The organism is Streptomyces sp. NPDC042371, assembly GCF_056437465.1.
Genome location: NZ_JBWKAP010000005.1, coordinates 424,745 through 444,003 on the forward strand (window position 1 = coordinate 424,745; position 19,259 = coordinate 444,003).

The following is a 19,259-nucleotide window of genomic DNA, read 5'->3' on the forward strand; positions in this document are numbered from 1 at the left end:
CTTCTCGCGGGCGCAGCACAGCTGACGCCTCGACAGATGATCATGAACCATGCCGATCCTGCCGCAACCGGACACCGTTCCGCCGCCGCAAAGGTCACCTGTCTCAGGGACTTTGGTCCCGGCCCGCGGCACCGCTGGCCGTCGCCCCTCTCGCCGCGATCCCCTCCGCGAGGACCTCCGCCAGGTGGCGGCCCCGCACCCCGGCCAGTTGCGTCAGCTGGGTCCGGCAGGAGAAGCCGTCGGCCAGGACCACCGCGTCCGGGTCGGCCTCCGCCACCGCGGGCAGCAACTGCTCCTCGGCGCAGGCCTTCGAGACGTCGTAGTGGCCCCGCTCGAACCCGAAGTTCCCGGCGAGCCCGCAGCAGCCCCCGCTCAACTCGCCCGTCAGGCCCGCCTCCGCCCGCAGGCGCCGCTCCGCCGCGTCGCCGAGGACCGCGTGCTGGTGGCAGTGGGTCTGGCCGACGGCGGGGCGGCCGACGTGCGGGGGCCGCCACTGCGGGGCCAGTTCCTCGACCGCCTGCGCGAACGTGCGGACCGACGCGGCGAGCCGGGCCGCGCGCGGGTCGTCGCCGAGCAGTTCGGCCAGGTCGGTCCGGAGCGCCGCGGCGCAGCTCGGCTCCAGGACGACGACCGGTGTTCCGGCGTCCAGGAGCGGCTCCATCCGGTCCAGGGTGGCCCGCAGCACCGCGCGGGCGCGGTCGAGCTGCCCCGTCGACACGTACGTCAGTCCGCAGCACACCCCGCGCGGCGGCACCGCGACGGTGAGCCCGGCGTCCTCAAGTACCGCCACCGCGGCCCGCCCCACCGCCGGAGAGAGATGGTCCGTGAAGGTGTCGGGCCAGAGCACGAGATCGGGGCGCCCCCCACCCCTCGGCCGCCTCCGCCACCACTGCCGGAACGTCCGCGGCGCCACCTCGGGCACCGCCCGCTCCGGGGCGAGCCCGCCGACCCGCTTGCCGAGCGCGGCCAGCGGGCGGACGCGGGCGAGGGCGTTGACGAGCCCGGCCGTGCGGGTCGCCGCGACCGCCCGCAGCCAGCGCGGCAGCCAGCCCATCGCGTAGTGGGCGGCGGGCCTGCGGCGGCCTTCGTAGTGGTGGTGCAGGAACTCCGCCTTGTACGTGGCCATGTCGACGCCCACCGGGCAGTCCGAGCGGCAGCCCTTGCAGGACAGACAGAGGTCGAGCGCGTCCTTGACCTCGGTCGAGCGCCAGCCGTCCGTCACCACCTCGCCCGCGAGCATCTCGTGCAGCAGCCGGGCGCGACCGCGCGTGGAGTGCTCCTCCTCGCCCGTGACGCGGAAGGACGGACACATCACGCCGGTCGGGGAGCCCGGCGACGACGTACGGCACTTGGCGACGCCCACGCACCGCCTGACCGCCGCAGAGAAGTCGCCGCCGTCGTGCGGGTAGCCGAAGACCACGTCGACCGGTTCGCGGGGCAGGGGCGCGAAGCGCAGGTCGGCGTCGAGGGGCGCGGGCCGCACGAGCATGCCGGGGTTGAGCAGGTCCGCCGGGTCCCAGACGTCCTTCACCCGTTCGAAGAGACCGACGAGTTCGGGACCGTACATCTTCGGCAGGAGCTCCGCGCGGGCCTGCCCGTCGCCGTGTTCGCCGGAGAGCGAGCCGCCGTGCGCGACGACGAGCTCCGCGAGCTCCTCGGAGAAGCCGCGGAAGCGGGCGATGCCCTCACTCGTGAGCAGGTCGAAGTCGATGCGCACGTGGATGCAGCCGTCCCCGAAGTGCCCGTACGGGGTGCCGCGCAGGTCGTGGTCACGGAGCAGGGACCGGAAGTCCCGCAGATAGGCGCCGAGCCGGGCGGGCGGCACCGCGCAGTCCTCCCAGCCGGGCCACGCCTCGCTGCCGTCCGCCATGCGCGTCGCCGTCCCGCTGGCGTCCTCCCGTACGCGCCACAGCGCCCGTTGCCCCGCCGGGTCGTCGACGACCACGGCGTCGAGGACGTCGGCCGCCCGCACGATCGCCTCCGCACGCGCGCGTGCCTCGGCCGGGCTCGCGCCGCCCGTCTCCACGAAGAGCCAGGCACCGCCCTTGGGCAGGCCGCTCTTCTGCGAGGGCTCGCGCACGAGGTCGGCGGCCATGCCCTCGACGGTCAGCGGGCCGTGCGGGAGCAGTCCGGCCGCGGCTTCGGCGGCCGCGCTCTCGTCGCTGTAGCCGAGCACGGCGAGCGCCCGCGCGCGGGGCGCCTCGACGAGGCGTACGTCGGCTTCGGTGAGGACGCCGAGCGTGCCTTCCGAGCCGCAGAAGGCGCGTGCGAGGTCAGTTCCCTTTTCAGGAAGCAGCGCGTCCAGGGCATATCCGGAGATGCGGCGTGGCAGGTCGGGGAAGCCGGTGCGCAGGAGCGCCAGGTCGCCGTCGACCAGGGGGCGCAGGCCCGCGGGGGCGGCGTCCCAGCCCCGGGCCAGTCGGCGGGGGGTGCCCGTGCCGTCGACGACGGTGAGGGCCGCGACGTTGTCGGCGGTGGTGCCCCAGGCGACCGAGTGCGAGCCGCAGGAGTTGTTGCCGATCATGCCGCCGAGGGTGCAGCGGCTGTGGGTGGAGGGGTCGGGGCCGAAGGTGAGGCCGTGCGGGGCGGCGGCGGAGCGGAGGTCGTCCAGAACGACACCCGGCTGGACGACGGCGGTCCGTTCCCCGGGGTCGAGGGAGACGATGCGGTTCATGTGGCGGGTGAAGTCGAGGACGACGCCGACTCCCGTGGCCTGTCCGGCGATCGAGGTGCCCGCGCCGCGCGGTACCACCGGCACGTCGTGCTCGCGGCAGACCGCGAGGGCCGCGGCCACGTCGTCGGCGTCGCGCGGGGCGACGACCGCGGCGGGCACGCGACGGTAGTTGGAGGCGTCCATGGTGTGCAGGGCGCGTGCGGTGACGGAGAGGTCCACGTCGCCGCGCACGGCGGCGCGCAGATCCCGCGCGAACCCACCCGGGTCAGAGGGCTGTCGGCCCGCCCTTTCCTGGTCTCCCCGGTTCCGCGTCGGGCCGCCGGGGTCGGCGTCGAGATCGCTCATACCGCCCAGGATGCCCCCGCAGAGGCCCCTTCCGGCCACCCCGCCTCACCCGTTTTTTCACGATCCGGACGGGAAGATTCCCAACTCGGTCACTAACTCTCCTATAGTGATCCCGACTTGAGCAGAGTGTGTCGCTTCCGATCTAGGACCCCGATTGATGACCGCGCCAACCCCCCTAGCGCGCCCCGGGACGGAGCAACCTCCGCTGCGCCCGACCGCGCTCGTCCTGCTGGCCAGTGCCCTGGTCACCGCGGCACTCACCGGAGCCGCCGTCGCCCTCGCGCCCGGCTCCGTACGGACCCCCCTGGCCTGGGGATCCGGCGCCGCGGCCCTCGCACTGAGCGCCGCAGTGACGCTCGCCTTCCACTCCATCCGCGGCAACGCCCTGCTGCGCCGCCGCGTCGAGGAGGTCCGGCAGGACGCCGGACGGCTCGTACAGGAACAGGCCGCCCGCACCGCGGAGTTCACCCGCGAGCGGACCGCCCTCACCGAACACTTCGTCCGTGAGCGCAACGAACTGACCGTGCGCGCCCGCGCCGCCGAGTCCGAGCGGGCCGCCGCCCTCGCCGCCAGCGCCAACGCCGCGGGCCGCATGCAGGCCCTGGCCACCGGCATGCTCGCCGACCTGCGCGAGATGGAGGGCAGGCACGCGGACGAGGACGTCCTCACCGACCTCCTCCACCTCGACCACAGGACCGCGCAGGCGGGCCGCATCGCCGACTCGGTGGCCGTGCTCACCGGCGCCCGCTCGGGCCGCCGCTGGGCCCGCCCCATCGTCATGGAGTCGATCCTGCGCGGCGCGATGGGCCGCATCGGCGGCTACCAGCGCGTGCGCGTCCACTCGGCCAGCGAGGTCGCCGTCGCGGGCCACGCCGCCGAGGGCGTCATGCACGCCCTCGCGGAACTCCTCGACAACGCTGCCAACTTCTCGCCGCCCACCTCCGAAGTACACGTGTACATCGAGGAGGTCGCGGCGGGCGTCATCGTCTCCGTCGAGGACAGCGGCCTGGTGATGGGCGCCGTGCAGCAGCGCCGCGCCGAGCAGGCCGTGTCCGGCGAGGCCAAGGGCCTCAGCGGCCTGTCCGGCACGAGGCTCGGCCTCGCGGTGGTCGGCAGGCTGGCCCGCAAACACGGCCTGACGGTGTCGTTCCGCCCATCGGCACGAGGCGGCACGGGCGTACTCCTCCTGATACCCCAGGAGCTCCTTTCCCGCCCTTCGGAGACGGCTCCGGCCCCGGTCCCGGCCTCGCTGACGGCAGCATCGCCCACGACGACAGCGGCCCTCCCACCCGCACCGCCCTCCGCCACCACCGACTCACCGGCGCCCGCGAGCGCGCCGGAGGGGACGCGGGGGGACGTGCGCACGGAGCACCGAGCCGACCGTGACATCCAGGAACTTCCGACGCGGCGCAGGGACGGCGAGTACGCACATCCCCCCGCGGCCCCGCACCCACGGACGACCCCCGGGCACCCGGCCGAGGACACCCCCGCCACCGCCGACGCCCCCCTCCCCAAGCGCCCCCGCGGCCGCACCCTCGCCGCCGCCGAGCGAGCCCGCGCCGACAGCGACACGGGAGAGACCAGGCGTCCCCGCCCCGCCACCGCCGCGAGCACCGCGGCCCGCTTCAGCAGCTTCCGCCAGGCCGTCCGCGCCACACCCCCGGACTCCACACCCTCCGAGGACGCGACAGCCCCCGCAACACCCCCGCACCCGGAAGGCGAAACCCCCCGATGACCACCGGCACCACCCCCGGCACCACCACCGACGCCAAGCTCACCTGGCTGCTGGAAGGCCTCCTGGAGCGCACCCCCGGCGCCCGGCACGCCCTCGTGCTCTCCCGTGACGGCCTGAAGCTGTGCCGCACCCCCGAGCTCTCCGTCGACCAGGCCGACCAGCTCGCCGCGATAGCCGCGGGCATCCAGTCCCTGTCGCACGGCGCGTCCGCCGAGTTCGGCGACGGCAGCGGCGGGGTGCGCTCCGCGATGGCGGAGTTCTACGGCGGGATCCTCTTCATCGTCGAGGCGGGCGAGGGCGCGCACCTCGCGGTCATCGCCGCCGAGGACGCCGACGCGGGCCTCGTCGGCCACACCATGAGCGAGCTGGTCGAGCAGCTCGGCGAGCACCTGCGCGCCGAGCCCCGCGCCGACGACGGCCCCCGCACCCTGCCCGCCTCATGAGCCGCCCCGGCCGGGACGACTCCCCCGACCGGCTGTACACCCTCACCGGTGGACGCAGCCGGTCGGCGCCCGACGCACCCTTCGACCTGGTGACCCTGATCGTCGCCGAGTCCGGCCCGGTCCCCGGCATGCAGTCCGAGCACGCCGCGATCCTGCGGCTCTGCGGGCTGCCCACGGCCGTCGTGGAGATCGCCGCCGAGCTCGGCCTGCCGGTGAGCATCACCCGCATCATGCTGTCCGACCTGCTCGACGCGGGCCGGATCAGCGCCCGCCACCCGCGCGCGGCGGCAGGCCGCAGCCTTCCCGACCCCGACATCCTGGAGCAGGTGCTCGTTGGACTCCGCAATCTCTGAACGCAGCGCTACCGGGACCACCCGAACCGAACTGACCGCGACCGCCGACAACGGTCTGAAGATCGTCGTGGTCGGCGGCTTCGGCGTCGGCAAGACGACGCTGGTCCGCTCCGTCAGCGAGATCCGTCCCCTCAACACCGAGGAGACGATGACGCAGGCCGGGCAGGGCATCGACGAGACGGGCGGCCTGGCAGGCCTGGGCGGCAAGACGTCCACGACCGTCGCCTTCGACTTCGGCCGCATCACGCTCGACGCGCACAACATCCTCTATCTGTTCGGCGCCCCCGGCCAGGAACGCTTCTGGTTCCTGTGGGACCGCCTCTTCTCCGGCACGCTCGGCGCGGTCGTCCTCGTCGACACCCGCCGCCTGGAGGACTCCTGGTACGCGATCGACCGCCTGGAGCACCACGGCACGCCGTTCATCGTGGCCCGCAACGACTTCGGCGGCTCCGGGCACACCCCCGAGCAGCTGCGCGAGGCGCTCGACCTCGACCCCGGCGTGCCGCTGGTCGACTGCGACGCCCGCTCGCGCGAGTCCAGCAAGGACGTGCTGATCACGCTCGTCGAACACCTCCAGTCGCTGTACGCCGCCCAGCGCCACGCCCCTCAGGAGACCGCCAAGTGACCTGCCCCGTGACCGGCGCCGGCGCGCCCGTACCGCTCTCCGGACCGCGGTTCGCCACCGAACCCACCCAGCTGTACCGGGAGATGCGCCGCGACCACGGCCCCGTCGCCCCCGTCCTGCTCGACGGCGGCATACCGGCCTGGCTGGTGCTGGGCTACCGCGAGCTGCACCAGGTCACCGGCGACCCGGTCCTCTACAGCCGCGACTCCGAGCTGTGGAACCAGTGGCCGGACATCCCCGCGGACTGGCCGCTGCTCCCGATGATCGGCCACAAGCAGCCGTCGATCCTCTACACGGTCGGCGAGCGGCACACCCGGCGCGCCGCGATGATCGCGCACGCCCTTGAGGCGATCGACCCCTTCGAACTCAGGGCGCACGCGGAGAAGTTCGCGGACGAGCTGATCGACCGCTTCTGCGGCAAGGGGACCACGGAGATCGTCGCCGAGTACGCGATGCTGCTCCCGGTCCGCGTCCTCGCCCGCATCTACGGCTTCTCCGACGAGGAGGGCCCCGGCCTCGTCACCGCCATGAACGACATGATCGACGGCCGTGAGCGGGCCCTCGCGGGCCAGCAGCACCTGGGCGGTTCGATGATGCGGCTCATCGCCGGCAAGCACGCGGAGCCGGGCCAGGACGTCGCCTCGTACATGTTGGAGACGCAGCTCGCCGAGGACGGCTCCGGCTTCACGGACGAGGAGATCGCCCAGGACCTCATGGTGATGATGGCCGCGGGCCACCAGCCGACCGCCGACTGGATCGGCAACTCGCTGCGCCTGATGCTCACCGACGACCGCTTCGCCGCGTCCCTGTTCGGCGGCAGGCACAGCGTCGCGGAGGCCATGAACGAGGTCCTGTGGGAGGACACCCCGACGCAGAACGTCGCCGGGCGCTGGGCCTCGCGCGACACCCAGCTCGGCGGGCGCCGCATCAACTCCGGTGACCTGCTCCTCCTCGGTCTCGCCGCCGCCAACGCCGACCCGCAGGTCCGCACCGACGGCTCCGCCCTGACCGGCGGCAACAGCGCCCACTTCTCCTTCGGCCACGGCGAGCACCGCTGCCCCTTCCCCGCGCAGGAGGTCGCCGAGGTCATCGCGCGGACCGGCATCGAGGTCCTCCTCGACCGGCTGCCCGACCTCGACCTCGCGGTACCGGCCGACGCCCTGACGCGCCGCCCTTCGCCCTGGCTGCGCGGCCTGACCGACCTGCCGGTGAGCTTCACCCCGACCCCGACCTCAGCCTTTGGAGACACCAGATGACGCGCATCGCCCTGGATCCGTTCGTCACCGACCTCGACGGCGAGAGCGCACGGCTGCGCGCGGCGGGCCCGCTCGCCGAGGCGGAGCTGCCGGGCGGCGTGCCGGTGTGGGCGGTCACGCACCACGCCGAGGCCCGGCAACTCCTCACCGACAAGCGGCTGGTGAAGGACATCGAGGTCTGGGGCGCCTGGCGGCGCGGCGAGATCCCCGCCGACTGGCCGCTGATCGGCCTCGCCAACCCCGGCCGCTCCATGCTGACGGTCGACGGCGAGGAGCACCGCAGGATGCGCACGCTGGTCGCGCAGGCGCTGACGCCGCGGCGGGTGGAGCGGATGCGGGAGCGCATCGCGGAGCTGACGAAGGGCCTCCTGGACAAGCTCCCTCCCGGCTCCGAACCCGTGGACCTGAAAGCGGAGTTCGCCTACCCCCTTCCCATGTACGTCATCAGTGACCTGATGGGCATCGACGAGGCGGACCACCCGCGCCTGAAGGTCCTCTTCGACAAGTTCTTCTCCACGCAGACGCCCCCGGAGGAGGTCGTGGCGACGCTCGGCGAGCTCGCCGGGATGATGGGCAAGGTCGTCGCGGCCCGCCGCTCGGAGCCCGGCGACGACCTGACGAGCGCGCTGATCCAGGCCTCCGAGGACGGCGACCACCTCACGGACGAGGAGATCGTCTCCACCCTCCAGCTGATGGTCGCGGCGGGCCACGAGACGACGATCTCCCTCATCGTCAACGCCGTCGTGAACCTCTCCGCCCACCCCGAGCAGCTCGCGCTCGTCCGCTCCGGGCAGGTCGGCTGGGACGCGGTGATCGAGGAGACCCTGCGCCACTCCACCCCCACCTCGCACGTCCTGATCCGCTTCGCCGCGGAGGACGTCCCCGTCGGGGACAAGGTGATCCCCAAGGGTGACGCGCTGATCGTGTCGTACGGCGCGATAGGCCGCGACGAGCAGGCGCACGGTCCCACGGCGGACGCGTTCGACATCACGCGCACGTCGCCGACCCGCCACATCTCGTTCGGCCACGGCCCGCACGTGTGCCCCGGCGCGGCGCTCTCCCGCCTGGAGGCGGGCGTCGCCCTCCCGGCCCTGTACGCCCGCTTCCCCGACCTGACCCTGGCGGTCCCCCACTCGGAACTCCGCAACAAGCCGGTGGTGACACAGAACGACCTGTTCGAGCTGCCGGTGCGACTGGGAGACAGCCCCTCCGGCGTTTGAGGAGCGGGGTCCGGGGCGGAGCCCCGAGTCGTCCACGCCGGGTGGGGGCACGATCTCACCCGGCGGACACCACCAGGACCCCGCGCCCCGAGCCGCTAGGCTCACCCCGTGGCTGAGATCCAGATTCCCGCTGACATGAAGCCCGCCGACGGCCGTTTCGGCGCGGGCCCCTCCAAGGTGCGTACGGAGGCGCTGGACGCCCTGGCCGCCACCGGCACCTCCCTGCTCGGTACCTCCCACCGCCAGGCCCCGGTCAAGAACCTGGTCGGCCGTGTGCGCGAGGGCATCAACTCCCTCTTCTCCCTCCCCGAGGGGTACGAGGTGATCCTCGGCAACGGCGGCTCCACCGCGTTCTGGGACGTGGCGACGCACGGCCTGATCGAGAACAGGTCGCAGCACCTCACGTTCGGCGAGTTCTCCTCGAAGTTCGCGAAGGCGGCGAAGCTCGCCCCGTGGCTGGCCGAGCCGACCGTGATCTCCTCGGACCCGGGCACGCACCCGGACCCGAAGGCGGAGGCGGGCGTCGACGTCTACGCCTACACGCACAACGAGACCTCGACCGGCGTCGCGGCCCCGGTCAAGCGCGTCGCGGGCGCCGACTCCGGCTCCCTCGTCCTGGTGGACGCGACGTCCGGCGCGGGCGGCCTGCCCGTCGACATCGCCGAGACGGACGTCTACTACTTCGCCCCGCAGAAGTCCTTCGCCTCCGACGGCGGCCTGTGGCTCGCGGCGTTCTCCCCGGCGGCGATCGAGCGCGCCGAGCGGATCCACGCGTCCGGCCGCCACGTCCCGGAGTTCTTCTCGCTCCCCACGGCGATCGACAACTCCCGCAAGAACCAGACGTACAACACCCCCGCGCTCTCCACGCTCTTCCTGCTCGCCGAGCAGCTGGACTGGATGAACTCCCAGGGCGGCCTGGAGTTCACGACGGGCCGCACGGCCGCGTCCTCGCGCACGCTGTACGGCTGGGCCGAGGAGTCCAAGCACGCGACCCCGTTCGTCACGGACCCGGCCAAGCGCTCGCAGGTCATCGGCACGATCGACTTCTCGGACGAGATCGACGCCGCCGCGATCGCCAAGGCACTGCGCGCGAACGGCATCGTGGACACGGAGCCGTACCGCAAACTGGGCCGCAACCAGCTGCGCGTGGCGATGTTCCCGGCGATCGACCCGGCGGACATCGAGGCGCTGACGAAGTGCATCGACTACGTGATCGAGAAGCTCTAGCAACACTCCCCTTCGGGGCGCCCGTCCCACCGGGCGGGCGCCCCGAAGCGCGTTCTACCGGCTCAGCTGCTTGAACTTCCGTACCGCTACTTGCCGCCGCCGCGCCTCCCCAGCCGCCTGAAGCCGAACACGGCGAGCAGCACCGCCCCGACGACGATCGCCCCCGTCTTGAGGCCCCCCTCGGCCCCGGCGTCCCCGCCGCCGTCACCGGACCCCGCGCCGCCCGACGACGAGCCGGAGCCGCCCCCGGACCCGCCCGGCGCCTCCACCGGCTTGACCTCGCTCTGCTCGCCCTCGGTGCCGTACATCAGCGTGGTCCCGTCGAGCGTGTACGTCACGGACTCGCCCTGCCGCTGCAGCGGCACGCTCAGGCGGCCCTTGCGCTGCGGCTTCTTGCCCTCGCCCTGCCACGCGTACCAGATGCCGCCGAAGTAGCCGCGCAGCGCGAGCTGTTTGCCGTCGGGCGAGAAGGCGCCGTCGGTCACCCACAGGTCGACCTCGGAGATCCGCTTGAAGACGTTCGTCCCCGACGCGGACATCCGCTCCGGGCTCTCGTACAGCCCGCCGCCGTCCTCGTTCTTGCTGACGATGTAGATCCGGCCGGTCTTCGGGTGCACCATCAGCGCCTCCGCGTCCCGCGCCCCGTCCGCGTACTTGACCACGTACTGCGTGGCGCGGACCGTCTGGTCCTTGAGGGTCTTGGGCTCGGGCAGCTTGTAGACCCAGACGTTCGGCCAGGTGCCGTTGAGGTTGTCGCCGATGTCGCCGACGTAGATGTTCCCGTCGCTGCCGACCGAGATCGCCTCGACGTCGCGCGGCGCGCCCACGCCGGTCATCGTGACGGTGGCGACGGTCTTGCCCGTCTTCGAGTCGACCGCGTACAGGTAGGCGCCCTTGTCCTGGTCGTTGTGCGTCCAGTAGATGCCGGGGTGGGCGCGGGACGCGGCGAGGCCGCTGGACTCGACGATCCGCGGGTCCTCGATCGTGAACCCGTCGTGGCCGTCGGCCGCGGCGGGCACGGCCACGGCGAAGGCAAAGGCCAGCACGGCACCGGCAAGGACAGACGGAACAGCCCGAAGCGAACGCATGGGGCCAAGCGTGCCACCTGCCCCCGCGCGCCGGCCGTCGGGGCACGGAGCGTGCTCAGCCTCACATCGCAGGCCGGGGCCCGGATCCGGGATGATGACCGGATGCTCAGGTTCATGTTCGTCGGCGACTCCATGACGATCGGGAGCGCCGGTGAACACACCTGGCGCCACCGCATGTGGCGGCACCTGTGCGACACCCTCGGCCCCGAGGGCGTCGCCGTGGTCGGCCCGCGCACCGCCCTCCACGACAAGGCGGCGGGAGAACCCCTCTCCCACGCGTACGCCGACGCGTCCCCGGACTTCCCCCGCAACCACCTCGCGGGCTGGGGCGAGGGCTGGCTGCACCTGGCCCCGCAGATCTCCGGCGCGCTGACCCGCGACCCCGCCGACGTGCTGCTCGTCTCCCTGGGCCTCATCGACCTCGGCTTCTACACGAACGCGGAGCAGACCGCGGAGAACGTCCGCGCCTTCGTCACGGCGGCCCGCACGGCGAACCCGCACGTCCGGATGGTGCTGCTGCCCGTCATCCCGAACGTCCGGGCCGAGTCCGACGCCCCGTTCGCCGCGGAGGTCGACCGCTTCAACGTGCTCCTCGCGAAGGCGGTGGCGGACCTGGACACGCCCCGCTCCCCGCTCCTGCTGGCCTCGCGCCCGCCGTCGTACGACATCCACCTCGACACGTACGACGGCACGCACCCGAACGCGAGCGGCGAGCACAAGCTGGCGTCGGCCTTCGCGGACGCCCTGTCCCAGGCGTGGGGCATCGGCGGCCCCTACGCGGGGACGCTCATGACGCCCACCGGCTGATCCCGAACTTCCCTCCCTCGCGCCGCACTTCGACCGCTCCGGTACCGGCGAAGTGCGCCGGGACCACCAGCTCGCCCTCGTCGGCGGCCCGCCCGAGGACCCGGACGCGCGACGCGGCGGCCTCCTTCGGGTCCTCGCAGAACTCGCTGCTGCAGCACGGTTCGAGGATCTGCACCGGGGTGTGCAGCAGATCGCCGACGAAGACGGCGCGGTCGGTGCCGGACCGCAGCCGCAGCACGGACGAGCCGGGGGTGTGGCCGGGCGCGGACTCCAGGGTGAGGTGGGAGTCGATGCGGTGCGTGCCCTCCCACAGCACGGCCTGACCTGCCTGTACGACGGGCGCGATGCTGTCCGCGAAGCCGTAGCGGTTGTCCTCGCGGACGGCGTCGCCGCGGTCGGGCCCGAAGAAGGCGTGGTCGGCGGCGGGGATCAGGTAGGTGGCGTTGGGGAAGGTGGGGACCCAACTGCCGCCCACGTTGTGTGTGTTCCACCCGATGTGGTCGCCGTGCAGATGGGTGTTGACGACGACGTCGACGTCCTCGGGCCGGACCCCCGCGGCGGCGAGCCGGTCGAGGTAGTCGGTGTCGAGGTGCTCGAAGGGGGGCACGCCGGGCCGCTCCCTGCCGTTGCCTATGCCCGTGTCGACGAGGACGGTCCTGCCCTCGCTCCTGAGCACCCAGGTCTGCATGAGCGCGATGGCGTCGCCGCTGCCCGGGTCCCAGTGGTCGGGCACGAGCCACTCCTCGTTGTCGCGCCACACCTCGTCGGGCACCTCGGGCACGATCGTCCGCGCCGCGAGCGGGAACCTCTCGACTTCGACGACGCGGCTGACCTCGACGTCACCCAACAGGATCTTCTGACCGCTGACTTCACTGCCGACTTCACTGCTGAATTCGCTCATGGGTTCACCGTAGGGAGGGTGCGACGAGCGCCTCAATGCCCGCTCACCTCAATCAGATACGCATACGTCTCACGCAGTAGACTCCCGCCATGGATGTGGTCAGTGATGCGATCTCGGCGGCGCGGGTCGGGCTGCCCGCCTCCAACCGGGTCAGGGTGTCCGGCTCCTGGTGCAGCAGGATCCCCTCGTACGACGGAATGGGCTTCCGCGTACTCCTGGAGGGGAGTTGCTGGCTGCTGCCCGACGACGGCAGCGCCCCGTTCATGCTCGCTGCGGGCGACGTGGTGCTGCTGCCGCGCGGCACCGGGCACATCCTCGCGGACTCCCCCGCGGACGGCCCCACCGTGGAGCGCGCGGTCCCCTTCGACCTCTGGCTGGACTCACACGCCCTGCCGGTGACGCACGACGGACCGACCACACTCGCCCCGGCGTCCCCCGAGCCGCCCGACGCCCCCAACTCCCCCGGTTCCGCCGTCGAGATGCTCTGCGGCAAGTACCACCTGGACCGCGGCCACGCCCACCCGCTGCTCGACGAGATCCCCGACATCGTCCACCTGCCCCGCCGGGCGGGCCGCCACCCCGAGCTGCAGGCCGCGATCGACCTGCTCGGCAGGGAGGCGGGCGCGGCACGCTGCGGCGCGGACGTCGCCGTGCCCAGCCTCCTGGACCTGCTCCTGGTCTACATGGTGCGCGCCTGGCTCGCGGAGTCCCTGGCCGACGACCACTGCACGGCCCGCTGGCCCACCGCGCTCGGCGACCCGGTGGTCGCCAAGGCCCTGCGCTTCCTGCACGAGGCACCCGAAGCGCCGTGGAGCAACGAGGAGCTGGCGTCCCGCACCGGCGTCTCCCGCGCCACGCTCGCCCGCCGCTTCACGTCCCTCGTGGGCCGCGCCCCCATGGCGTATCTGACGTGGTGGCGCATGTCCCGCGCGGCCACGCTGCTGCGCGACTCGACGGCGTCCCTGGACACGGTGGCCCGCCAGGTCGGCTACAGCTCCCCCTACGCCCTCTCCCACGCCTTCACCCGCACGTTCGGCACGACACCCGGCCGGTACCGGACCGCCTCCCCCGACAAGCACACTTTCGTCGCCGCCCCCTAGCCGGAAGGCTGACGCCCGCACCGCCCCCGCCTCCATACCGTCCAGGCATGACGGTCGAGATCACTGCGCACGAGACGGCGACGCCCGCCCCGCCCACCGGCGCCCGGGCCCTCGCCCCGGACCTGGCCCGGGGCCTGATGCTCCTGCTCATCGTGCTGTCCAACACCGCCTTCCACCTCTGGAAGGCGGAGCACGGGCCCTCCGGCTGGCAGCCCGTGGACGGCGGAGCGCTCGACCACGCCGTCCAGTTCACGATGATCACCACCCTCGACATGCGGGTGTACCCGCTCTTCGCGTTCCTCTTCGGGTACGGGATGACGCAGCTCTTCCTGCGGCGGACCAGTACGGGGGCGTCCGCGCGCGACACGGTCGCCGTCCTGCGCCGCCGCAGCCTCTGCCTGGTCGTCATCGGGCTCGCGCACGCCACCCTCCTCATGGCGGGCGACATCGTCGGCTACTACGGGCTGCTGAGCCTCGCCCTCGGCTGGCTCTTCCTGCGGCGCAGCGACCGGGCGCTGAAGTGGTGGATCGGGATCGGTGCCGCGCTGCTGCTCTTCGGGGCCCTCCAGCCCATCGCGTCCGCCTGGCTGAACGGCGAGCTGGGGTCGCTCGGGGACGCCGGGGCCGAGCCCGGCGCGGACGCCTACGCGGCGGACGACCCGAGCTGGCTGAGCTCCGCGGGCACCCGTGCCGAGAGCGGGCTCTTCGTCACCTTCGTCGCCGCGCCGCTCTCCCTCGTCGGCGGCGGGTTCACCATCTTCCTGCTCGGGTTCTGGGCCGCGCGCCGCCGCATCCTGGAGGAGCCGGGCCGCCACCTTCCGCTGCTGCGCCGCACCGCCGTCATCGGCATCGCGATCGGCTGGCTCGGGGCGCTGCCCGCGGCCCTCGCGCACATCGGCGCCCTCGACGTACCGGACGACGCGCAGAGCGAGGCGGGGGTCCTCGGCCTGGTGCGCGACGTGACGGGGAACGCGGCGGGCCTCGGCTACATCGCGGCGATCGCGCTGTTCGCACACTGGTGGGTCCGGCGCCCGGCCCGGCGCGGCACCCGGGCGGTCACCGCACTCTCCGCCGTCGGCAAACGCTCCCTCTCCTGCTACCTCGCACACTCCCTCCTCTTCGCCCCGCTCCTCGCCGCCTGGGGCCTCGGCCTCGGCGCGCATCTGACCAGCGCGACCATGGCGCTCGTCGCGGCGGCGGTGTGGCTGGTGACGGTGGCGGGGGCGTACGCACTGGAGCGGGCGGGGCGGCGGGGGCCGGTCGAGGTGGTGCTGCGGCGCGTGATGTACGGGAGGTGAGGTATCGGGTGTGGGGTTCCGGGCGCGCGGGTGGCCTCACGCAGCCCTGGTCAGGCGGTTCGCGAGCGTCGACATCGGGTACGTGCCGATGCCCGGCCGCGGGCAAGACGGTCGACCGCCTGATCGCCCTCGGCTACGCGGCCCGCACCGACGACCCCGCCGACGCCCGCCGCAAGCTCGTCCGCCTCACCCCGCACGGCATCGACGCGCTCCGCCGCTCGGCGGCGGTCTTCGACGAGCTGCGGGCGGAGTGGGCGCGGCGGATCGGCGTACGGCAGCTGGCGGCCATGGAGGACGACCTGCGCGCGGTCGTCCCGCAGGAGGCGTTCCGGCTGGACGCGGCGGGCTGGCTGGGCGGCGCGTGACGGCCCCGGCCACCACAACTGGCTTGCCTGGAGCCCACTCCAGGCCCTTGGCTGGGGCACCATGAAGTACACGCAGCTGGGACGCACAGGGCTCAAGGTCAGCCGACTCACGCTCGGCACCATGAACTTCGGGCCGCTCACCAACGAACCCGACAGCCACACGCTCATGGACGCCGCGCTCGACGCGGGCCTCAACTTCTTCGACACCGCCAACACGTACGGGCAGAGCGTGGGCAGGGGCCGTACCGAGGAGATCCTCGGCACCTGGTTCACGCAGGGCGGCGGCCGCCGCGACAAGGTGGTGCTCGCCACCAAGGTGTACGGGAGCATGGCCCCGCACGGGGAGGAGGCCTGGCCCAACCACGACCGGCTCTCCGCACTCAGCATCCGCCGTGCCGTCGAGGCGAGCCTCAAGCGGCTGCAGACCGACCACATCGACCTCTACCAGTTCCACCACATCGACCGGCAGACGCCGTTCGAGGAGATCTGGCAGGCCGTCGACGTCCTGGTGCAGCAGGGCAAGATCCTCTACGCGGGGTCGTCCAACTTCCCCGGCTACAAGATCGCCCAGGCCAACGAGACCGCGCGGCGCCTCGGCAGCTACGGCCTCGTCAGCGAGCAGTGCCTCTACAACCTCGCCGCCCGCGACGCCGAGATGGAGGTCATCCCGGCCGCGCAGGACTACGGCCTCGGCGTCATCCCGTGGTCGCCGCTGCACGGCGGCCTGCTCGGCGGTGTGCTGAAGAAGGAGGGCGAGGGCTCGCGCCGCACCGGCGGCCGCGCCGCCGTGGAGCTCGCGAAGCCGGAGGTGCGCGCGCAGGTCCAGGCGTACGAGGACCTGCTCGACAAGCACGGTCTGGAGCCCGGCGAGGTCGCGCTGGCCTGGCTGCTGTCCCGGCCCGGCATCACCGGGCCGATCGTCGGCCCGCGCACGGCGGGGCAGCTCGAATCCGCACTGCGCGCGGTCGAGCTCGAACTGTCCGGAGAGGTCCTCGACGCGCTGGACGAGATCTTCCCCGGCCCCGGCCCTTCGCCGGAGTCCTTCGCCTGGTGATCCCCTCAGGGAGAACGAGGCATGCGCGGGCGGCCCGCGTCGGCTTAACCGCCGAACGCGGCCGCCAGCGCCACCACGACGAACATCAGCACGAGCACACCGGCCATGATCCGGTTTCTGGTCTTCGGGTCCACACCGTCGAGGTTAACCGGCGCCGCCCGGCACCCGGACGCCGCCTCCCAGTACCCAGCGCCCGACCGCCTCGTACCGCGGCCGCTCCCCCGGCACCCCGCCGCGCGGCAGATTGCTGCGTACGAGCGTCAGCTCGCCCACCGTCCACGCGGTGCCCTCGAAGGCGGCGAGCGCGTCGACGTACGGGCCGAGACCCGTCTCGCCGCCACCGCGCGCCAGCGTCAGGTGGGGGCGGTAGTGCCGGTGCTCCTCCATCGTCACGCCCGCCTTGCGCGCCGCCGCGTCCGCCCGCCCGGCCAGGAGCCGCAGCGCCGGAACGTCGCCCGTGGCGCCCGCCCACAGCGCCCGCTCCCCGAAGTGTCCGCCACCGCGCAGGGCGAGGGAGAACGGCGGCGTGCGGTGCGCGGCGCGCTCCAGGCGCGCGGTGAGGTCCGGCAGCGTCGCCTCGTCGACCTCGGCCATGAAGGCGAGGGTGAAGTGCCAGCTGTCGCGGGCCGTCCAGCGGAGCGCGTCGGCGCCGGGCAGGTCCTGCAACGCGCGTGCCGCGTCGGCCAGTTCGGAGGTCGCGGAGTCCGGCGGGAGGACCGCGGCGAAGAGTCTCATGGGGGTGACGCTAGCCTCCCCCCATGAATCACTCCGAGCCCATGAGGACCACTGAGCCCATAGACATCAGGCCGGGCGGGGCCGACGACATCCCCGCGGTCATCGCGCTCTTCGACGGGGCCGTGGAGTGGCTCGTCGCCCGGGGCCGCACCGGGCAGTGGGGCACGAAGCCCTGGTCGGCCAACCCGAAGGCCGTCGCGATGGTCGAGAAGTACCTGACGACGGGCCAGCCGTGGATCGCGGAGATCGGCGGCGCGGTCGCGGGGACCCTGACGCTGACCGACGGGCCGGGCGGCGACATCATCCCGAAGGCCGACGAACCCGAGCGGTACGTCCACCTGCTCGCCGCCGACCACCGCCGCCACGCGGGCCGTGGCGTGGGCCGCGCCCTCCTCGCGCACGCCGTCGAGGAGACCCGCAGACAGGGTGTCGGGCTGCTGCGGGTCGACTGCTACCGGAGCGAGGACCGGGCCCTGGTCGCGTACTACGAGAGCAACGGCTTCACCGCCACGGAGCCCTTCACGGGCCCGGACGGCAGCTGGCCCGGCCAGGTACTCGCACAGCGAGTCTGACCGGGCCGGGCACACCGCTCCGCCCTGAGGCCGCGCGGCCTCACGCCGCGGCGGCCAGCTCCCGCTCCCGCGGCACGAACTGCACGTGCTGACGGCCGCGGCGGAGATCCACCTTCAGCCGCAGGTTCGCCGCACGCGCCAGCATCAGGCCGACACCGGCCGCGGCGAGTGCGCAGACCAGACCGCCGACGGCCATGCTGATCCGGACGCCGTAGGCATCGGCGAGCCAGCCGAAGAGCGGGCCGCCGAGCGGCGTACCGCCGGTGAAGACCATCATGAACAGCGACATGACACGGCCCCGCATCTCCGGGTCCGTGGCCATCTGCACCGAGGAGTTGGCGGTGACGTTCACCGTCAGGCCGAGGATGCCGATCGGCACGATCAGCGTGACGAACATCCACAGCTCGGGCGCGAACGCCGCCACGATCTGCAGCACGCCGAAGGCGATGGCCGCCCCGGCGAGGAGCCGCAGGCGCGAGGTGCCGCGGCGGGCCGCCAGCAGCGCACCGGCCAGTGAGCCGATCGCCATCAGGGTGTTGAACAGCCCGTACATCCCCACGCCGCCGTGGAAGATGTCGTCCGCGAAGGCGCTCAGCCAGATCGGGAAGTTGAAGCCGAAGGTGCCGATGAAGCCGACGAGGACGATCGGCCAGATCAGCTCGGGGTTCTTCGACACATAGTTGAGGCCCTCCCTCAGCTGCCCCTTGCCGCGCGGCTTGCGCGGGGTGTGGTGCAGCTCGGCGGTGCGCATCAGCATGAGGCCGGTGAGCGGTGCGAGGAAGGACAGGCCGTTGGCCAGGAACGCCCAGCCGGGTCCGACGGCGGCGGTCAGCGCGCTCGCCACGGCGGGGCCGATGAGACGCGCGGACTGGAAGTTGGCGGAGTTCAGCGAGACGGCGTTGCGGACCTGGTCGGGTCCCACCATCTCGGACACGAACGACTGCCGCGTCGGGTTGTCGACGACGGTGACGAGGCCGGTGAAGAAGGCCGCGAAGTAGACGTGCCAGACCTGGACGTGCCCGCTGAGCGTCAGTGCCGCGAGGAAGAGCCCGCTGAGGCTCATCGCGCCCTGGGTGAGGAAGAGCAGGTTGCGCTTGGCGAACCGGTCGGCGATCACGCCGCCGTACAGGCCGAAGAGCAGCATCGGCAGGAACTGCATGGCCGTGGTGATGCCGACGGCCGCGGAGGATCCGGTGAGGCTCAGCACCAGCCAGTCCTGGGTGATGCGGGCCATCCAGGTGCCGGTGTTCGAGACGACCGCGCCGGTCGCGAAGAGCCGGTAGTTGCGGATCTTCAGCGAGCTGAACATCGAGGTCTTGTGGGGGCCATCATTCCTGCGCCTGCGCAGCAGGCCCCTTGAGGGGCGGTGGCCGGGTGACGGGCGGGCTTCGTCGAGGGCGGTTGGTGCGGGGGCGGAGTCTGCTCCGGATCCCGTACTCAAAGTGCGTTCGCCTCCTTGGC

Annotated in this window: 18 protein-coding genes; 13 read left to right on the plus strand and 5 right to left on the minus strand. The window is 72.9% G+C overall.

The window, feature by feature from the left end; genetic code table 11:
• Positions 1 to 103: 103 nt before the first annotated feature.
• The gene (locus AC068B_RS17950) at positions 104 to 2,857 is read right to left on the minus strand and encodes an FAD-binding and (Fe-S)-binding domain-containing protein (protein ID WP_478672731.1); all 2,754 of its coding nucleotides are present in this window, start codon (positions 2,855 to 2,857) and stop codon (positions 104 to 106) included.
• A 319-nt stretch (positions 2,858 to 3,176) separates the two neighbouring features.
• Between AC068B_RS17950 and AC068B_RS17955 the strand changes: the two genes are divergently transcribed.
• The 7 genes from AC068B_RS17955 to serC all read left to right on the plus strand — a co-directional run bounded on the left by AC068B_RS17955 (position 3,177) and on the right by serC (position 9,878).
• The gene (locus AC068B_RS17955) at positions 3,177 to 4,754 is read left to right on the plus strand and encodes an ATP-binding protein (protein ID WP_478672502.1); all 1,578 of its coding nucleotides are present in this window, start codon (positions 3,177 to 3,179) and stop codon (positions 4,752 to 4,754) included.
• Positions 4,751 to 5,197 carry a roadblock/LC7 domain-containing protein gene (locus tag AC068B_RS17960; RefSeq protein WP_356268258.1) on the plus strand — a complete coding sequence of 149 codons (447 nt, stop codon included), beginning with the start codon at positions 4,751 to 4,753 and terminating at the stop codon, positions 5,195 to 5,197. Before AC068B_RS17955 ends, AC068B_RS17960 begins: the two co-directional genes overlap by 4 nt.
• Complete coding sequence (locus AC068B_RS17965; protein WP_478672503.1) at positions 5,194 to 5,550, plus strand: DUF742 domain-containing protein; 357 nt, start codon at positions 5,194 to 5,196, stop codon at positions 5,548 to 5,550. Before AC068B_RS17960 ends, AC068B_RS17965 begins: the two co-directional genes overlap by 4 nt.
• Positions 5,531 to 6,175 (plus strand): GTP-binding protein, encoded by a 645-nt coding sequence (locus tag AC068B_RS17970; protein ID WP_478672504.1) that lies wholly within the window; start codon positions 5,531 to 5,533, stop codon positions 6,173 to 6,175. Before AC068B_RS17965 ends, AC068B_RS17970 begins: the two co-directional genes overlap by 20 nt.
• Positions 6,172 to 7,431: a cytochrome P450 gene (locus tag AC068B_RS17975; RefSeq protein WP_478672505.1), complete on the plus strand. Its 1,260-nt coding sequence runs from the start codon at positions 6,172 to 6,174 to the stop codon at positions 7,429 to 7,431. The genes AC068B_RS17970 and AC068B_RS17975 overlap by 4 nt, the downstream gene beginning before the upstream one ends.
• Positions 7,428 to 8,651, plus strand: a complete 1,224-nt coding sequence (locus AC068B_RS17980) for a cytochrome P450 family protein (RefSeq protein ID WP_478672506.1) — start codon at positions 7,428 to 7,430, stop codon at positions 8,649 to 8,651. Before AC068B_RS17975 ends, AC068B_RS17980 begins: the two co-directional genes overlap by 4 nt.
• 108 nt (positions 8,652 to 8,759) lie before the next feature.
• A complete protein-coding gene (gene serC / locus AC068B_RS17985) occupies positions 8,760 to 9,878 on the plus strand; it encodes a phosphoserine transaminase (RefSeq protein WP_478672508.1) in 1,119 nt (372 codons plus the stop codon).
• 86 nt (positions 9,879 to 9,964) lie between these two features.
• Here the strand turns inward: serC and AC068B_RS17990 are convergent, their stop codons facing one another.
• Entirely contained in the window at positions 9,965 to 10,966 is a 1,002-nt protein-coding gene (locus AC068B_RS17990; protein WP_478672509.1) for a TolB-like translocation protein, read from the minus strand.
• 102 nt (positions 10,967 to 11,068) lie between these two features.
• Here AC068B_RS17990 and AC068B_RS17995 point away from each other — a divergent pair, with 102 nt between their 5' ends.
• Complete coding sequence (locus AC068B_RS17995) at positions 11,069 to 11,773, plus strand: GDSL-type esterase/lipase family protein (RefSeq protein ID WP_356268238.1); 705 nt, start codon at positions 11,069 to 11,071, stop codon at positions 11,771 to 11,773.
• On the opposite strand, the gene AC068B_RS18000 is transcribed toward AC068B_RS17995, so the two are convergent.
• Positions 11,754 to 12,674: an MBL fold metallo-hydrolase gene (locus tag AC068B_RS18000; RefSeq protein WP_478672510.1), complete on the minus strand. Its 921-nt coding sequence runs from the start codon at positions 12,672 to 12,674 to the stop codon at positions 11,754 to 11,756. The genes AC068B_RS17995 and AC068B_RS18000 overlap by 20 nt on opposite strands.
• 89 nt (positions 12,675 to 12,763) lie before the next feature.
• On the opposite strand from AC068B_RS18000, the gene AC068B_RS18005 reads away from it, so the two are divergent.
• The 4 genes from AC068B_RS18005 (at position 12,764) to AC068B_RS18020 (ending at position 16,491) form a co-directional block, all read left to right on the plus strand.
• Positions 12,764 to 13,774 (plus strand): AraC family transcriptional regulator, encoded by a 1,011-nt coding sequence (locus tag AC068B_RS18005; protein WP_478672511.1) that lies wholly within the window; start codon positions 12,764 to 12,766, stop codon positions 13,772 to 13,774.
• 47 nt (positions 13,775 to 13,821) lie between these two features.
• Entirely contained in the window at positions 13,822 to 15,072 is a 1,251-nt protein-coding gene (locus AC068B_RS18010; RefSeq protein WP_478672513.1) for a DUF418 domain-containing protein, read from the plus strand.
• Positions 14,976 to 15,437 carry a MarR family winged helix-turn-helix transcriptional regulator gene (locus AC068B_RS18015; RefSeq protein WP_478672514.1) on the plus strand — a complete coding sequence of 154 codons (462 nt, stop codon included), beginning with the start codon at positions 14,976 to 14,978 and terminating at the stop codon, positions 15,435 to 15,437. Before AC068B_RS18010 ends, AC068B_RS18015 begins: the two co-directional genes overlap by 97 nt.
• Before the next feature lie 61 nt (positions 15,438 to 15,498).
• Entirely contained in the window at positions 15,499 to 16,491 is a 993-nt protein-coding gene (locus AC068B_RS18020; protein ID WP_356268226.1) for an aldo/keto reductase, read from the plus strand.
• Positions 16,492 to 16,635: 144 nt separating this feature from the next.
• Here the strand turns inward: AC068B_RS18020 and thpR are convergent, their stop codons facing one another.
• Complete coding sequence (gene thpR / locus AC068B_RS18025; RefSeq protein WP_478672516.1) at positions 16,636 to 17,226, minus strand: RNA 2',3'-cyclic phosphodiesterase; 591 nt, start codon at positions 17,224 to 17,226, stop codon at positions 16,636 to 16,638.
• Positions 17,227 to 17,267: 41 nt separating this feature from the next.
• Between thpR and AC068B_RS18030 the strand changes: the two genes are divergently transcribed.
• Positions 17,268 to 17,798 carry a GNAT family N-acetyltransferase gene (locus AC068B_RS18030; protein WP_478672517.1) on the plus strand — a complete coding sequence of 177 codons (531 nt, stop codon included), beginning with the start codon at positions 17,268 to 17,270 and terminating at the stop codon, positions 17,796 to 17,798.
• A 40-nt stretch (positions 17,799 to 17,838) separates the two neighbouring features.
• Here the strand turns inward: AC068B_RS18030 and AC068B_RS18035 are convergent, their stop codons facing one another.
• The gene (locus AC068B_RS18035; protein ID WP_478672518.1) at positions 17,839 to 19,107 is read right to left on the minus strand and encodes an MFS transporter; all 1,269 of its coding nucleotides are present in this window, start codon (positions 19,105 to 19,107) and stop codon (positions 17,839 to 17,841) included.
• Between the last annotated feature and the right edge of the window lie 152 nt (positions 19,108 to 19,259).

Excerpts from the sequence above, each read along its gene's own strand:
- AC068B_RS17950 (WP_478672731.1), bottom strand. The coding sequence starts at position 2,857 with ATGGACGCCTCCAACTACCGTCGCGTGCCCGCCGCGGTCGTCGCCCCG.
- AC068B_RS17955 (WP_478672502.1), top strand. The coding sequence starts at position 3,177 with ATGACCGCGCCAACCCCCCTAGCGCGCCCCGGGACGGAGCAACCTCCG.
- AC068B_RS17960 (WP_356268258.1), top strand. The coding sequence starts at position 4,751 with ATGACCACCGGCACCACCCCCGGCACCACCACCGACGCCAAGCTCACC.
- AC068B_RS17965 (WP_478672503.1), top strand. The coding sequence starts at position 5,194 with ATGAGCCGCCCCGGCCGGGACGACTCCCCCGACCGGCTGTACACCCTC.
- AC068B_RS17980 (WP_478672506.1), top strand. The coding sequence starts at position 7,428 with ATGACGCGCATCGCCCTGGATCCGTTCGTCACCGACCTCGACGGCGAG.
- AC068B_RS17990 (WP_478672509.1), bottom strand. The coding sequence starts at position 10,966 with ATGCGTTCGCTTCGGGCTGTTCCGTCTGTCCTTGCCGGTGCCGTGCTG.
- AC068B_RS17995 (WP_356268238.1), top strand. The coding sequence starts at position 11,069 with ATGCTCAGGTTCATGTTCGTCGGCGACTCCATGACGATCGGGAGCGCC.
- AC068B_RS18000 (WP_478672510.1), bottom strand. The coding sequence starts at position 12,674 with ATGAGCGAATTCAGCAGTGAAGTCGGCAGTGAAGTCAGCGGTCAGAAG.
- AC068B_RS18005 (WP_478672511.1), top strand. The coding sequence starts at position 12,764 with ATGGATGTGGTCAGTGATGCGATCTCGGCGGCGCGGGTCGGGCTGCCC.
- AC068B_RS18010 (WP_478672513.1), top strand. The coding sequence starts at position 13,822 with ATGACGGTCGAGATCACTGCGCACGAGACGGCGACGCCCGCCCCGCCC.
- AC068B_RS18020 (WP_356268226.1), top strand. The coding sequence starts at position 15,499 with ATGAAGTACACGCAGCTGGGACGCACAGGGCTCAAGGTCAGCCGACTC.
- thpR (WP_478672516.1), bottom strand. The coding sequence starts at position 17,226 with ATGAGACTCTTCGCCGCGGTCCTCCCGCCGGACTCCGCGACCTCCGAA.
- AC068B_RS18030 (WP_478672517.1), top strand. The coding sequence starts at position 17,268 with ATGAGGACCACTGAGCCCATAGACATCAGGCCGGGCGGGGCCGACGAC.
- AC068B_RS18035 (WP_478672518.1), bottom strand. The coding sequence starts at position 19,107 with ATGTTCAGCTCGCTGAAGATCCGCAACTACCGGCTCTTCGCGACCGGC.